Origin of the sequence: Nocardioides szechwanensis (genome assembly GCF_900103935.1) — a bacterium.
GTDB classification, from domain to species: domain Bacteria; phylum Actinomycetota; class Actinomycetes; order Propionibacteriales; family Nocardioidaceae; genus Nocardioides; species Nocardioides szechwanensis.
In genome coordinates this window covers 86,635-100,963 of the sequence record NZ_FNIC01000005.1, presented here as the reverse complement: position 1 = coordinate 100,963, position 14,329 = coordinate 86,635, and the positions used below count along the sequence as shown (strand labels likewise).

Sequence of the window (14,329 nt, the reverse complement as noted above, 5' to 3'; positions counted from 1 at the left end):
GTGGGTTTCCTAGCGTCGGGGTCATGTCAGCACCCGAGTCGCACCCCGCGGCGGTCACCGGCCTCGTCGAGGTCGAGGGCGAGCCCGCGCGCTACGCGCGGGTCCAGGTGCGCCACGAGGACGGCACCGTGGCCGACGTACGGACCGACGCCCTCGGCGGCTTCGTCGTCGCGGGGATCCCGACGGGCTCTGTGACCATCACCGCCCACGACGCGCGTCGTGCCTGGTCCGGCCGACCTGTCCCGGTCGACGCCGACCGCCACTGCGTCGTCGTCCGCCTCGACACCCCGACCGGCGGCCTCGCGGCCGGCGTCCGCCACCCCGACGGTGGCGTCGTACCCACCGCCACGGCCACCTTCGTCAACCTCGACACCCACCAGCGCTACCCCGCCGTCGTCCACGACGGGTGGTGCGACGCCGCCGGGATCACGCCCGGCCCCTACGACCTCGTGGTCGAGCCGTCGTACGGCAGCCTCGGAGGCACGTTCGGGGTCGGCGCCGTCACCGCCGAGCATCTCGGGTACGCCGACGTCGTGGTCGCCCGGGGGGCCACGCTCACGGGCCGCGTCGTCGACTCGGTCTCTGCGCGGGGGCAGCTCGCCGCGGTGGTCACCCTCGTGGGCGGCGACGGCACCGAGCTCGAGCGCACCCGCACCGACGCCGCCGGCCGCTTCCTGCTCGGGCACGGGCTGCCCAGCAGCCGCGAGCTCACCCTCGTCGTCACCTCCGGTCCTGAGCGCCACCACGTGACCCGGGTCGCCGTCGCCGACGTCAGCGTCGTCGAGGGCCGACGGCTCGACCTCGGCGCCGTCGGGCTGGCCCCGACCTGCGTCGCCTCGTGGGCGCCGCGGGTGCGTGCCGCCTCCGTCATGAAGCTGCCGGGCGCGCGCGTCTGACGCGGGTTCTTGCTCTAATGGTCCGCGTGGACCTCCTCGGAGCGTGGCCCCTGCCCGGCGGCACCGACCTGCGCGACGAGCTCCTCGCCGCCTACGCCGATCCCGCGCGGGGCTACCACGACACCCGTCACCTGACAGAGGTCCTGGAGCGGCTCGACGAGCTCGCCGGCTCCGGGGTCTCCTTCGACCAGCTGCCGGTACGGCTCGCCGCGTGGTTCCACGACGCCGTCTACGACGGTGAGCGCGACGCCGAGGAACGCTCTGCCGTCTGGGCCGAGGCCGCCCTCCCGGGCCTCGTCGAGAGGACCGTCGTCGCCGAGGTCGCGCGCCTGGTGCGGCTCACCGAGACCCACCGCCCCGAGCCCGACGACCTGGCCGGCGGCGCGCTCTCCGACGCCGACCTCGCGATCCTGTCGTCCGGCCCCGAGCGCTACGAGGAGTACGTCGCCACCGTGCGGGTCGACTACGCGCACGTGCCCGACGACCTATTCGTCACCGGCCGGGTCGCCGTGCTCCGCGACCTGCTGGCCAAGACCAATCTGTTCCACACGGCGTACGCGCGTGCCACCTGGGAGGCGCCCGCCCGCGCCAACGTCGAGGCGGAGCTGGCGGGGCTCGAGCCGCTGGGCACTGCGTAGCCGCCTCTGGGACTGAGGCCCGCGCGCTACGCCTCCGAGCGACGCCGCCGCAGCCCGGCGGCGATCAGCCGCGAGACCAGCTCCCGCGACGAGACCGGCTCGGCGCCGAGGGCGACCACCTGGTCGTACCACTCGGCAGGTACGTCGTAGTGGTCGCGGTCGAAGCCGCGGTCGGGGATGCCGAGCTCGCGCGCGAAGTCGTGCAGCTCGTCGAACGAGACGTCGCTCGCGAGGTGGGACCACATGCGGCCGTGTCCCTCGACGTTGGGCGGGTCGATCAGGATCATGCGGACCGGTCGGCCGCGTCGTCGAGCATCAACCGCCACGAGCGGACGAAGTCGGCGTCGACGTAGCTGCGCCAGGTGGCGCCGGGCCGGACCTGGAGGTCGACGTGCAGCTGGCCCACCCCCGCGCGCAGCAGCCACGGGACGTGCTCGGGGAGCAGCCCGCCCGCCGGCAGGAGCAACCGGGCGATGTCGGGGTCGCCCTCGGCGAGCGACAGCAGGCCGTCGTACCCGTGCGCGAGGCCCTGGGGTGAGCCGCCGGAGCGCACCGCCGTCAGGCCGGGCAGCCCGACCACCTGGCGCCAGGCGCGCACCGGCTCGAGGGTCGCGTCGATGGCCCGGTGGAAGGTCCAGGGCACACCGGGCAGCGACTTCGCCAGCGCCACGCAGGTCTCGTTGTCGACCTCGAGGTCGGCGTCGAGGAAGCCGAGCTCGACACCCTCCGCGCCGAGAGCGACGTACTCCTCCGCGAGGCCGATCAGCCGCATGAACTCACCGCCGGTGGTCGTCAGCGACTCGTTGAGCCGGAGCATCACCCGGACCGGCAGCTCGGTGGCGCGGATGACGGACGCGGCAAGGGCCAGGTCGGGCGAGAGCCCGTCACCGTCGCCCTCGAGGGACAGGGAGAGCCGGTCGGCGCCGCCCTGCTCACAGCCGGGCACGTCGCGCGCGTGGCGCACCGCGACCTCGAGGAGCCCTCTGCTCATGAGCCGATGCTAGTGCCCCGTGTCCGAAGTTCTTGCGCGCTTCGCGCGCCCAAGGCACGCACCCCGCTGCGTTGGCGACGCTCAACAGACGACCAGGTATGCCTTCGCGCCGCCGCCTTGCAGGGCCCACACCCTGAACACGCCAAACACCCAACTACTTCGAACACGCGGCACTAGGCCTCGAACTCGCCCATCTCAGGGAGGCGCCTTGGTGCCCGAGCACAATGGGGGGGTGGACCACACCCTGTTCTTGGAGGCGCGAGCGCGCGTGCTCGCCGATCTCCTGGCGCGGCACCTCGCGACGGCCGAGGCGGTGTCGGTCCTCGAGGACGCCTGCTCGTCGCGCCGGTGGTGGGCCGAGCAGTGGCCGGAGGGCGAGGTGTACGTCGCCGGGCTGGTCGCCCAGGACGTCCAGGACGCGCTCTTCGAGTCGGCCGGGCGCTGGCCGATGTGCCTGGCCTGCCAGGACGGGCCGGTGCACGCGCTCTACATCCAGCCCGACCTCGGTGGCCCCGACCCGGTGTGGGTGTGCGAGGAGACCGGCGAGGTGGCCGCGGCGCTGGGTGAGCTCAACCAGCGCTAGGAACCGATCTGGACCCACATCGTGTAGCGGTCGGCGCGGTAGACCGACCGCGAGACCTCCACGGTCTTGTCACCGCACAGGGCACGGCGCGACTGGCGGAGCACGACGCCACCGGGCGGCAGCTCGAGCAGGCCGGACTCCTCGGCGGTCGGCCGGTCGGCGGTGATGGAGTCCTCGGCCCAGGAGGGCCGCAGGCCGCGCTGGTCGAGGGCGTCGTACAGGCTGGTCGGCATGCCGCTCTGCAGGAAGCCCGGCAGCAGCACCTCGTTGAGGTAGGCGTCCTCGATGCAGACGGGTACGCCGTCACCGCGGCGCAGCCGGCGCCAGTGGATGACGGCGTCGCCCTCGGAGATGTTGAGGGCTCTCGCGACGCCCGGGCCGGCCTGCTCGCGGCGGGCCAGGAGGGTCTGCGACTCGGAGAGGAGGCCGCGGCGGGTCATCTCCTCGGTGTAGCCGGAGATCCGGCTGACGGCCTGCCGGGGCCGGGCCACGAACGTGCCGCGACCGGGGATCCGCTCGAGCAGTCCGTCGACCACGAGGGCGTCGAGCGCCTGGCGCACGGTCATCCGGGCGACGCCGAAGCGGTGCACCAGCTCCCGCTCCGACGGAGCGGGAGAACCGGGCGCACTACCCGTAACCAAGGAGCGGACGTATTCGCGAACCTGAACGTGCTTGAGCGTCCGCCCGTCCGAGAGGAGCACTTCTTCCACGTGTGAAGGGTAAGGGCGCCCTGCGGTCCCCGTCCCCGGAATCCACGACATGGCCTTTTGCCTCCCCGGGCCCGCACGTGGCGGCGGCTACTCCGTGGCGATCGCCTGGAGTACGTCGAGCCGCGCCGCACGGCGGGCCGGGAGGACGGCCGCGAGCATGCCGATCAGCACCGAGAGCGCCAGGAAGACGCCGAGCTGGCCGTACGGAACGCTGATGACCTCGAGGCCCTCGTCGCGCACGGCGTACATCAGCACGACACCGAACGCGATCCCGAGGATGACGCCCAGAACGGCGCCCAGCACGGAGATCACGACGGACTCGAGGGTGATCATCCAGCGCAGCTGCGAACGCGAGACCCCGATGGCGCGCAGCAGCCCGACCTCGCGGGTGCGCTCGATCACCGACAGCGCCAGGGTGTTGACGATGCCGAGCACCGCGATGATCAACGCCAGTCCGAGCAGCGCGAAGATGATCAGCACGAACTGGTCGATCGGCTCCCGCTGCTCCTTCGCGAACGCCGCCTGGTCCTTGACCGTCACGATCGGCAGCTCGGCGACGACCGCGTCGAGCCCCGCCTGGAGGTCGTCGGCGCCGGGCTCGGCGAAGATGGTCAGCGCGTTGTCGGCCGGCTCGTAGCCGGCCTTCTCCATCATGGTCAGCGTGGTCACGACCGGCAGGAAGATGATCGGGTTGTCCTCGTAGATGGCCGCGACCGGCCACTTGGTCTTCCCCGTCGGCACCTCGACCTCCACGGGGTCACCGACGTCCAGCCCCTCCTCCTCCGCGTAGGACTCCTGGACGATGACGGAGCCGTCCTCGAAGTCGGCGAGGTCGCCGTCGACGACTTTGAGCTCGAGCAGGTCCACGGTCGCCGGGTCGATCGCGGAGATGCCCTCGCCGCCGAAGTCCTGGAACTGGTAGCGCTGGCGCAGCACGGCCTCGACACCGTCGACGCCCGCCATCTGGTCGGCGATGCTGGGGTTGAACTCGCCACCGAAGACGTTGCTGACCACGTAGTCGCCGACGAAGCTCTCCTCGACGGACTTGTCGACCGACGCCTTCGCGGAGTCGCCGACGATCGCCATCGTGCAGGCCAGGGCCAGCCCGATCATCAGCGCGGAGGCGGTGGCCGTCGTACGGCGTGGGTTGCGCAGCGAGTTCTGGCCGGCCAGGTTGCCCATCGAGCCGAAGAGCCGGGCGAACAGGGCGCGGGCCGCCGAGAGGAACGGCCGCGAGATCACAGGACTCATCGCCGCCACGCCGAGCAGGATGAACAGCACGCCGGCGCCGATCATCTGGCCGCTGTAGGGCACGTCGTCGACGATGTCGCCGAGGCCGATTGCGAGCAGGACCATGCCGACGACGGCGAGCGCCAGCCCGCGCCAGAAGCGGGTCGTCATCGAGCTCTCGCTGAGCGCGATGTCGTCGCGCATCGCCTGGACCGGCGAGATCTTGGCGGTACGACGGGCGGGCAGCCAGGCGGCAGCCATGGTCACGAGGACGCCGACGAGGTAGGACGCGAGCACGGTGCGTACCCCGAAGACCATGGGCTGGCCCGACAGGTCGAGCCCGAACTGCGCGAACAGCACGCGCAGCCCCATCGCCAGCAGGACTCCCAGCCCCAGACCGATCGTCGCGCCGATCACGCCGAGCACGAACGCCTCGAGCTGGACCGACCGGACCACCTGCCGCTTGGACGCGCCCAGGGCCCGCAGCAGCGCCAGCTCACGGCTGCGCTGGGCGACCAGGATCGAGAACGTGTTGACGATCAGGAACGAGCCGACCACCAGGGCGATGCCGGCGAAGATCAAGAGGAAAGTCGTGATGAACGAGACCGCCTCGAGCAGCTGGCTGGCCGACTCGTCGGCCGCCTCGTCACCCGTGACCGCCTCGATGCCGTCGGGCAGCAGGTCCTCGACGGCATCTCGCAGCTCCTCCTGGGAGACGCCGTCCTCGGCAGTCACCCAGACGTCGTTGTACTCGTCGCGTCCCTCGAGGAACAGCTCCTGCGCCGTCGCGGTGTCGAACATCGTGAGGGTGGCGCCGTTGAGCGAGCCACCGTCCGGGAAACCGGCCAGCCCCACCAGCGTGGGCGAGAGCTTGCTGTCGCCGCGGGGCGTAAGCAGCGGCACGGTGTCGCCGATCTCGTAGCCCGCCTTCTCGGCCGTGGCCTCGTCGAGCGCGATCTCGTCGATGCCGGAGGGCGCCTCGCCCTCGACCAGCTCCAGCCCCTCACCGCCGGCGGCGGGGGCGTCGTTGTAGTTGACGCCCAGCGCCGGCGGCCCGAGGCCGCCGATGACCTTGCCGTCCTCGCCGACGACGTAGACGCCGAACGCACTGACGTTGCCGTCGACCCGGGCGACGCCGGGGACGTCTTCGAGCTCCTTGATGACGGAGGCCGGGACCGTCAGGGACGACAGGGTGCCGGAGGCCGTCTGGCCGCCGACGGGGCGTACGACGACGTCCCCCACCGTGGACGCGAACAGCGCGGTGAAGCTGCGGCTGAGGGTGTCCGAGAAGATCAGCGAGCCGGCCACGAACGCCACGCCGAGCACGATCGCGAACGTGCTCATGAGCAGGCGGACCTTGCGCCCGAGCAGGCTCTTGAGGGCAGCGCGCCACATGCCGGTCAGGCCTCCGGGGACATGTGCGTCATCTTCTCGATGACCCGATCCCGGTCGGGGTCACGCATCTCGTCGACGACCCGGCCGTCGGCCAGGAAGACCACGCGGTCGGTGTAGGCGGCGGCCACCGGGTCGTGGGTGACCATCACGACGGTCTGCCCGTGCTGGTGGACGCTCTGCTGGAGCAGGGTCAGCACCTCCGCCCCGGAGCGCGAGTCGAGGTTGCCGGTGGGCTCGTCGGCGAACACGATCCGCGGCCGGCTCACCAGCGCACGGGCGACGGCCACCCGCTGCTGCTGCCCGCCGGACAGCTCGTTGGGCTTGTGGGCGAGCCGGTCACCGAGCTCGACGGTCGCGATCACGGTGTCGTACCACTCGCGGTCGGGCTTGCGGCCGGCGATCGACAGCGGGAGCAGGATGTTCTCCTCGGCGGTCAGCGTCGGCACCAGGTTGAACGACTGGAAGACGAAGCCGATCTCGTCGCGACGCAGCCGGGTGAGCTCCTTGTCGCCCAGCTGGCTCAGGCTCCGGTCACCGACGGTGACGGTGCCGCTGGTCGCGGTGTCGAGCGCCGCGCACAGGTGCATGAGGGTGGACTTCCCCGACCCGCTCGGCCCCATGACGGCGGTGAACTCGCCGGCGTAGATGTTTAGGGTCACGTCGTCGAGCGCGCGGACCAGCGCCTGGCCCGAGCCGTAGTCCTTGGTGAGGTTCTGGACACGGGCTGCCGGGATGCGTGGTGCGCTCGCGTCGGCGGCCTCGGCCGCGGGAGAGGTCATGGCCCTAGCCTGTCCTGTCCGGACGAGCGGGGCCAGCGGGTTTGACCCCGAGACGACCCTGAGTTGCTCCGCCTTGCTCCGCCTCTCCGACAAAAGTACGGCGAAGGTGTCGAACATCTGTTCGAACTCGTCGTACGATCGGGGCATGGACTTCCAGACCTCGCTCTTCGCGGCCCCGCCGCAGCGGCTCCGGTCCTTCGAGGGCCTCGAGCGCCGCCCCCTGTCCGACGGCGCCTGGGTCGACGTGCTCCGCTCGTGGGCGCCGGAGGCCGACGACATCTTCACCACGATGGTGTCGACCGTGCCGTGGCGTGCCGAGCGCCGCCAGATGTACGACCGCGTCGTCGACGTGCCCCGCCTCGTCTACACCTACATGATCGGCGAGGAGCTCCCCCATCCCGTCCTCACCGAGGCGCGCGACGCGCTCAGCGAGCACTACCTGCCCGAGCTCGGCGAACCCTTCCGTACGGCCGGCTGCTGCTACTACCGCGACGGCCGCGACAGCGTCGCCTGGCACGGCGACACCATCGGCCGCGGCAGCAGCCAGGACACGATGGTGGCCATCGTCTCGGTCGGCGACCCGCGCCGGCTGTGCCTGCGCCCCCGCGGCGGCGGCGAGTCGATCGCCATCGAGATGGGCCACGGCGACCTCGTCGTGATGGGCGGCAGCTGCCAGCGCACCTGGGAGCACGCCGTACCCAAGGTCGCGAGCGCCGGCCCGCGGATCTCCATCCAGTTCCGCCCGTTCAACGTCTTCTGACGCTCCTGAGCTTGCGAAGGAGCGACTCAGAAGAGATTGAGCAAGCGCCGCCGACCGAGCCTGCGAGGTCGCGGCAGCGCGTCGAAACCCAGTTCCGTGCCAGCAACATCTCCGCGCACTGACCTGCCGAGGAGCGGATCGCCCGCCTGACTCACTCGTCCCCCGCTTGAGCCGAACGCTCGCGACTCAGGTACCGAACCGGCTTGCCGAGCGACTCCGCGTACGCAATCTCCCGACGGGTTGACGCACCGACATAACCGCCCGGATCCACGATGTACACCTCGTCAGCCATGCGAATCTTCTGGAAGTGCACGGCGCCGAGCCGCCCCTTCAGGTCCGAGGAGTCGGCTGCCCAGGCGTAGTCCGGCAGGTCGGGGAGGCCGAACATTCCGAGGCTGATCACGACGCAACCATCCATCGTGAGCCGCTGGTTGACCTCCGCGAACTCGGCCTCGAACTTGGTCGAGCCGCAGAGCGTGACGACCTTCGCCTCACCCCAGGGCCGACTGCGGGGTCTGCTGGTTCTCCACGAGGTTCATGATCGGCGAACGACAGGACGAGTCGATCGCCGCCCCCGTGACGTCCACTCAGGCCGCGATGAGTGCTCGCCGTCTCCGGTGCCCGGCGATGGCTACGCTCTGTGCGCGAACTGCACGGCATCCAGGCCAACCAGGGCACGAACGACAGGAACCCTTCGTGAGCACACGGTTTGAAGGCAAGCGCGCACTGGTCACCGGAGCAGCCGGCGGCGTCGGACAGTCCACGGTCGAGCTCCTCACCCACGAGGGCGCCGTGGTCGTGGGGCTCGACCTGAGTCCCTCCGACGACATCCTGGCCTGCGACGTCAGCGACGAGACCTCCGTCCGCGCGGCCGTCGAGCAAGCGGCCGAGCGGATGGGCGGGCTCGACATCGTCGTCAACGTCGCCGGCATCGACCAGTTCCGCAGGTTCGAGGACCTCGACGTCGCCACCTGGCAGCGTCACCTCGGGGTCAACCTCACCGGCCCGATGCTGGTCAGCCAGGCATCGCTCCCCCACCTGCGCGCCAGCAAGGGCAACATCGTCACCATCGCCTCCATCGCCGGCCTGCGAGCCCAGCCCTACCAAGCCGCCTACTGCGCCTCGAAGGCCGGCGTCATCCTGCTGATGAAGTCGCTGGCGCTCGAGCTCGCCGCCGACGGCATCCGGGTCAACACCATCTGCCCCGGCGGCGTCCAGACCGACCTGCCGACCAACGCCGCCGCCGAGCACCCCGACTCCGACCTCGACTGGGGGCTGCTGATGGAGACCGCGGGCGCCAGGTACGGCTTCATGCCGCCCAGCGACATCGCCGACGCCGTCGCCTACCTCGCCTCCGATGCCGCCTCCTCCGTCACCGGCGCCGTGCTCTCGGTCGACCGCGGCACCGCCTGCTGACCAGACACGTCACGATCGCGGCCCTCGTAGTCCGACGGGCCTATGGGCGCCGAGCCGATCGTCACCCAGCGGGCGCCGGCCTCGGGTGGGGTCGATAGGTACGTCGGTCTACGGTCGCCGTGCACCAAGGCTGCGCGGAGACGGACGCCGACGTCGCACTAGACTTCGAAGAACCGAACGACTTCCGGACCATCTCGGCCTTGGCGCCTCGTCGTCGCCTTTCCGCCGTCGCGACGGCGTTCGGAACCGCCTTGATGTCACGACACTGCTGCAGAGCATGAAACATCATATCCGTCGTCGGCGGCGGCGGCGGCTGCTGCTGCCTATGCAAGCGACCTAGAAGACACGAGCTACTCCTACCCAGGTCTCAAAATGGATACGTCTCCATCGGCCAATCGTCCATACCTGGAATTTCGTGGTGTCACTCGCGCCTGACCCGCGTGCATAACAACTTGTCCGGTGAGCGAGTCCCGGAACCCTTTATAGACGTAACCGTCGGTCCGATTAATCGCGTGATAAACAGTCGTGATCTTTGGTTGCCACTACTCCACGGTTTAGAAGGAATCGCTCTTGGAAAAGTGCGGAGGATACACCCAAACGCGAAAATCTTTCGAAATAGTCGCCGAAAGTATGTCAGATGCAGATATACGCATTGCAGAAGATTGAGGCAGCAAAAGGAAGTGCCGTCTTGGGCATCACGCAAGACTGTGCGTCCATTCAATAAGAAGGAGCGCAGATGAAACGAATTCAAAGACTCCTCGTGAGTTTCACCGCCGTGATCGCGGTCGTTATGGGCACGACTGCCATGACAGCCCCAGCAGCCCACGCGACCGACACCTACGGCACCAACTTCAAGTACAGCTGCGGTGCCGACTTCCCGTGGGGCGGGTACTGCCAACTGACTATGACGAAGTGGGTCAGCAAGCAAATGAAGGAGCGACTCAGCGACGGGGAGACAGTCACTGCCATCGCCGTTTGGGCATGCTCCAAGATCCCCACCTGGATCGCCGAAGGCACATGCGTTGCATGGATCACGTACAACGCCGTGAAAGCCCGTGCGGCGATCAACAACGCAGCCGCAGATTCGAACAAGTGCGTCGCCACCCGCATGTATACAACGACACCCGGTCAAGTTGCGCAGGGGGGTGCGAAGGCTGTGGCGTGCAACTTCGATATCCAGTGCTGCGCCGGCGGCAGCGGTGGCGGCGGAGGCGGAGGAGGCGGCGGCGGGTCGTGGCGCCAAGCCCATCGACCGCTGGTGCAAGCGATATCGCCAGTACAGATGCGGGGATTGCCCCTAGGCTGACCTCGTCGAGAAGTCCGGACATTGTCGGCGCCGCAGACGGCGCCCCCTCGTCGGCAGCGGAGGTGCTTCTTGGTAGAGAACCAAGGCGGCGCAACTCGCGGCCCCCTCCTCAGGGTGTTGCAGGTTGCCGGCTTAGCAGCCGTCGCGATCTTGGTGTCAGCCGCCCTAGACAATCTCGACGTCGGTCTTGTGTTTGCGGCAGCCATCATCGTCGGGGAACTGCTGTGGATTACGGGCAGGACCCTGGTTCGGACGCGCAGGCGCCAGCACGAAGACGCACCCTAGGGTTCAAACTGAAGAAAGCGGGGGGTGGCCCACCAAGGTGGACCACCCCCCGATCAGCCAAAATTTGGCTTAGGGCGCCGACGAGGTTCGCATGACAAGTAGCCCGGTTGACTCCGGCATCCCTGCAGACGGGCCCTAGAGCGGGTGACCCCGCGTTACAGCCGGCACGCGGCGCTTGCTCAACCTGACCTCGCCCACGGGCGCGCTCGGTGCCTCGCGCGATCCTGCTCGGTCAGAACTCGATGCTCGGCGCGACCTGCTGGCCCTCGGGCGCGTCGTAGAACTCGCGCTTGTGAACGTTGGCGATGCCGGTGAGGAACATCCACGGGATGGTGAGCACCAGCTTGTTGAGGGTGGCGACGGCGTCGTTGTAGTACTGGCGCGCGAAGGAGATCTGGTTCTCGGTCTCGGCCAGCTGGCGCTGGAGCTCGAGGAAGTTGGTGTTGGCCTTGAGGTCGGGGTAGGCCTCGGCGACGGCGTTGACCTTGACGAGCGCCTGCTGGAGGGCTGCGTCGGCCGCGGCCTTCGCGGGTACGTCGTTGCCGGCCGCGGCGGCCTGGACGCCCGCCCGGGCTCGAGTGACCTCCTCGAAGACGCCCTTCTCGTGGGCGGCGTACCCCTTGACCGTCTCGACCAGGTTGGGGATCAGGTCGGCCCGTCGGGTGAGCTGGACGTCGATGCCGCCCAGCGCCTCCTCCGCGCCCACGTCGGTCGTGCGCAGCTTGTTGAAGCCGACGACGACGAAGCCCACGATCAGCACGACGACGACGATGGCGATGAGGACGTAGATCACTGACGTGCCTTCTTTCGGATAGATGACGCTGGTGCGCCGCTGTGAGTGTTCACCATGAACCAACGCCACCGCCACCGCCGCCGCCGCCGCCGGAGAACCCTCCGCCGCCGGACGAGGAGGACGACTGCGTGGCCTGGTACGACGAGATGGCGCTGCTGACGGTCGAGTCGAAGTCGCTGACCATCGAGCCGATCGCCCCGCCGGCGTAGGCGCCGGCGTAGCCCGGGCCGAAGTAGCTCGGCGTCGGCGGCTCGGCGCCCATCTCGGTGCGGTACTTGGCTGCCCACTGGTCCGCGACGCCGAGCGCGACGGCCCAGGGGATGTACTTCGTGTAGAGCTCCTGGCGACCGGAGAAGTCGAACCGCTCGATGCTGGAGTCGGTCGACATGACCCGGTGGAAACCGCCGACGCGCGACCAGAGGTCGCGACCCGACTTGGTACGCCGGGTGCTGGCGCCGGTGCGCAGCATCGGCGTGCCGAAGATGGCGAAGGCACCGGGGATCAGCCCCCACAGCGACATGTCGAGGGGGTTGGTGATGGCGATGACGATCACGAGGATGAACGCGCCGAGGACCATCAGCCCGCCGAGGCCGCCGATCCCGGCCGAGACCAGGTGGCCCTCGTTCTTGGCCCAGTCCTTGGTGCTCGACTCGAACGACGCGATCTCGGTCTTGAGACGCTCGCCGGCCTTCACGTCCTTGGGCGAGGCGGTGAACGACGTGCCGGGACCGCCGAGCAGGTGGGCGACCCCGGTGGTCACCGGGTCGAGCCCGGCCCAGCCGTCGGCTCCGCCCTTGTCGGAGATCACCCACGCGTCGCCGTTCTTCTGCAGGTTGATCGCGCCCTTCTCCGCGGCGTGCATCAGGGTCGCGACGTAGGCCTCGCGGTCGATAGACTCGGTGAGGATGTACTTCGCCTGGGCCGGGCCGATCCCGTCCGGCGGGGCGTACATCAACGGGAACTGCGGGTTGGCCTCGTAGGTCTTGCGGGCCAGGATCATGCCGAGCACCGCAGCACCGATGGCCAGCAGGACGACGAGGCCGAGCACCACCAGGCTGTTGCCGAGCACCACGTCCCACTTGGGCGCCCAGGGCAGCGCGTTGCCCTCCGGCGGCGTGGCGATGTCGAGCCCTGCCTGGAGGGTCACGGGGGTATTGCGGGCCAGGTCACTCGCGGTGATGGTGAGGGTTTGGGTGCCGTCACCCTCGATGGCCGCGCAGGGCGCCGGGTTGTCGCCGACGCCCACGCCGCAGCGCACGTCCTCGGCGGCCGCGGGCAGGTTGACCGTCAGCCGCGCCTCGTCGATCGTCTCGCCGGAGGGGGTCAGGTTCCAGTAGAACTGCGTCGGGGCGTCGCCTGCGCCCTCGATGAGCACGCCGTCGATGTGGTAGCTGATCTCGTAGGTGTGCTGGCCGATCGACACGAAGCTGTCGGGGTCCCCGATCTTGGCGACCTGGATGCGGCCGCCGTCCTCGCGGGACATCTCGAACTCAACCTCACGCCCGTCCAGCGCGATCTCGACGTCCTCGACGGTGCGGCGCGCGCCGTCGGTGTTGGGGTCGACGCGGTCCCAGAAGCGGAAGATGCCGTGTTTGCCGGAGCCCGGGAAGTTGACCGTGAGTGTCTCGACCACGTCGAGGTCGCCGTTGGAGGCCACGTCGAACGTCGCGACGTACGTCGTGATGTTGGTTTCCTCGTAGGTCCCGTCGTCACTGCCGGAGTCGCCGAAGAAGAGGACGGGGATGCACAGGATGCCCACGATGACGAGCAGGCTGATGATGATCGTGACCAGGCGCCGCATGCCGGGAGCCTAGGGCCACGACGGCCCGTCCGGGAGCGCCTCGCGGGTTATCTGGTCTAGCCCGCACCTCTGCGGCGGAGCAGTCGCCGCAGGACGAGGAGCACCACGACGGCGCCGAGCGCCTGCTTCCAGTAGGCCTTGAGCAGCACGGGCAGCACCGTCGCGCCGAGGTCGAGCGCGTTGTCGTCGCGGGGCGCGGGAGCCGCGACGGCGACCGGACGTGGGGCGGCCGCGGGGACAGCCTCCCCCACCGGTTCGGCAGCAGGCTCCGCGACGGGTTCCGCGGTGACCGCGTCGGGCGAGAGGCGCTGCTCGATGCAGTCGACGAACTGCCCGAGCAGCTTGTCGGAGACGTCCTGCATCACGCCGCGACCGAACTGCGCGGGCTTGCCCGTGATCGCGAGGTCGGTGACCACCTCGACGTCGGTCGAGTCCCCCGCCACCGAAGGGGTCATCTGCAGCGTCACCTTCGCCCCGGCGGTGCCGTTGCCGCGTTTGTCCTTGCCCTTCGCGTCGACCACGAACCGGTGCGCGGCCTCGTCCTTCTCCACGAAGGTCCCCGAGCCGTTGTAGACCAGCGCGATCGGCCCCAGCTTGACCTTGACCGAGCCGTGGAAGGTCTCCCCCTCGACGGACGTGACGACAGCTCCCGGGAAGCAGGTGGCCACGCCCTCGATGTCCTGGAAGTGGGCCCACGCCTCCTCGACGCCGGTGGGGACGGTGAAGCGATGGGTCAGGTCCACGAG

Annotated in this window: 15 protein-coding genes; 6 read left to right on the top strand and 9 right to left on the bottom strand. The window is 69.6% G+C overall.

Going from position 1 to position 14,329, the window contains the following annotated elements; genetic code table 11:
• The first annotated feature begins 23 nt into the window (after positions 1-23).
• Both BLR90_RS13100 and BLR90_RS21050 read left to right on the top strand, forming a co-directional pair.
• Positions 24-896: a hypothetical protein gene (locus tag BLR90_RS13100; RefSeq protein WP_091025671.1), complete on the top strand. Its 873-nt coding sequence runs from the start codon at positions 24-26 to the stop codon at positions 894-896.
• Between the two features lie 17 nt (positions 897-913).
• Positions 914-1,534, top strand: a complete 621-nt coding sequence (locus tag BLR90_RS21050) for an HD domain-containing protein (RefSeq protein ID WP_371863185.1) — start codon at positions 914-916, stop codon at positions 1,532-1,534.
• A 26-nt stretch (positions 1,535-1,560) separates the two neighbouring features.
• On the opposite strand, the gene BLR90_RS13090 is transcribed toward BLR90_RS21050, so the two are convergent.
• A complete protein-coding gene (locus tag BLR90_RS13090; protein ID WP_091025670.1) occupies positions 1,561-1,821 on the bottom strand; it encodes a DUF4031 domain-containing protein in 261 nt (86 codons plus the stop codon).
• The gene (locus tag BLR90_RS13085) at positions 1,818-2,525 is read right to left on the bottom strand and encodes a copper homeostasis protein CutC (protein WP_091025669.1); all 708 of its coding nucleotides are present in this window, start codon (positions 2,523-2,525) and stop codon (positions 1,818-1,820) included. The genes BLR90_RS13090 and BLR90_RS13085 overlap by 4 nt, the downstream gene beginning before the upstream one ends.
• A 232-nt stretch (positions 2,526-2,757) precedes the next feature.
• Here BLR90_RS13085 and BLR90_RS13080 point away from each other — a divergent pair, with 232 nt between their 5' ends.
• Complete coding sequence (locus BLR90_RS13080; RefSeq protein ID WP_174812394.1) at positions 2,758-3,108, top strand: hypothetical protein; 351 nt, start codon at positions 2,758-2,760, stop codon at positions 3,106-3,108.
• On the opposite strand, the gene BLR90_RS13075 is transcribed toward BLR90_RS13080, so the two are convergent.
• The 3 genes from BLR90_RS13075 to BLR90_RS13065 all read right to left on the bottom strand — a co-directional run bounded on the left by BLR90_RS13075 (position 3,105) and on the right by BLR90_RS13065 (position 7,222).
• Entirely contained in the window at positions 3,105-3,809 is a 705-nt protein-coding gene (locus BLR90_RS13075) for a GntR family transcriptional regulator (protein ID WP_281245402.1), read from the bottom strand. The genes BLR90_RS13080 and BLR90_RS13075 overlap by 4 nt on opposite strands.
• A gap of 96 nt (positions 3,810-3,905) precedes the next feature.
• On the bottom strand, positions 3,906-6,443 hold the full coding sequence (locus BLR90_RS13070) for an ABC transporter permease (RefSeq protein WP_091025666.1): 2,538 nt from the start codon (positions 6,441-6,443) through the stop codon (positions 3,906-3,908).
• A gap of 5 nt (positions 6,444-6,448) precedes the next feature.
• Complete coding sequence (locus tag BLR90_RS13065) at positions 6,449-7,222, bottom strand: ABC transporter ATP-binding protein (protein ID WP_091025665.1); 774 nt, start codon at positions 7,220-7,222, stop codon at positions 6,449-6,451.
• A gap of 145 nt (positions 7,223-7,367) precedes the next feature.
• Between BLR90_RS13065 and BLR90_RS13060 the strand changes: the two genes are divergently transcribed.
• Complete coding sequence (locus BLR90_RS13060) at positions 7,368-7,982, top strand: alpha-ketoglutarate-dependent dioxygenase AlkB (protein ID WP_091025664.1); 615 nt, start codon at positions 7,368-7,370, stop codon at positions 7,980-7,982.
• A gap of 151 nt (positions 7,983-8,133) precedes the next feature.
• Here the strand turns inward: BLR90_RS13060 and BLR90_RS13055 are convergent, their stop codons facing one another.
• Positions 8,134-8,385, bottom strand: coding sequence for a hypothetical protein (locus BLR90_RS13055; protein ID WP_091025663.1), 252 nt, complete (start codon positions 8,383-8,385; stop codon positions 8,134-8,136).
• Between the two features lie 293 nt (positions 8,386-8,678).
• Here BLR90_RS13055 and BLR90_RS13050 point away from each other — a divergent pair, with 293 nt between their 5' ends.
• Positions 8,679-9,398: an SDR family NAD(P)-dependent oxidoreductase gene (locus BLR90_RS13050; RefSeq protein ID WP_170254397.1), complete on the top strand. Its 720-nt coding sequence runs from the start codon at positions 8,679-8,681 to the stop codon at positions 9,396-9,398.
• Between the two features lie 760 nt (positions 9,399-10,158).
• Complete coding sequence (locus BLR90_RS20710) at positions 10,159-10,704, top strand: hypothetical protein (RefSeq protein WP_143016211.1); 546 nt, start codon at positions 10,159-10,161, stop codon at positions 10,702-10,704.
• A 517-nt stretch (positions 10,705-11,221) separates the two neighbouring features.
• Here the strand turns inward: BLR90_RS20710 and BLR90_RS13040 are convergent.
• Genes BLR90_RS13040 through BLR90_RS13030 form a run of 3 tightly spaced genes read right to left on the bottom strand, consistent with a single transcriptional unit; the run spans position 11,222 to position 14,326 of the window.
• A complete protein-coding gene (locus BLR90_RS13040; RefSeq protein ID WP_091025660.1) occupies positions 11,222-11,782 on the bottom strand; it encodes a LemA family protein in 561 nt (186 codons plus the stop codon).
• 49 nt (positions 11,783-11,831) lie between these two features.
• The gene (locus BLR90_RS13035; protein ID WP_091025659.1) at positions 11,832-13,583 is read right to left on the bottom strand and encodes a DUF2207 domain-containing protein; all 1,752 of its coding nucleotides are present in this window, start codon (positions 13,581-13,583) and stop codon (positions 11,832-11,834) included.
• 56 nt (positions 13,584-13,639) lie between these two features.
• Positions 13,640-14,326, bottom strand: coding sequence for an SRPBCC family protein (locus BLR90_RS13030; protein WP_091025658.1), 687 nt, complete (start codon positions 14,324-14,326; stop codon positions 13,640-13,642).
• Positions 14,327-14,329 lie beyond the last annotated feature (3 nt).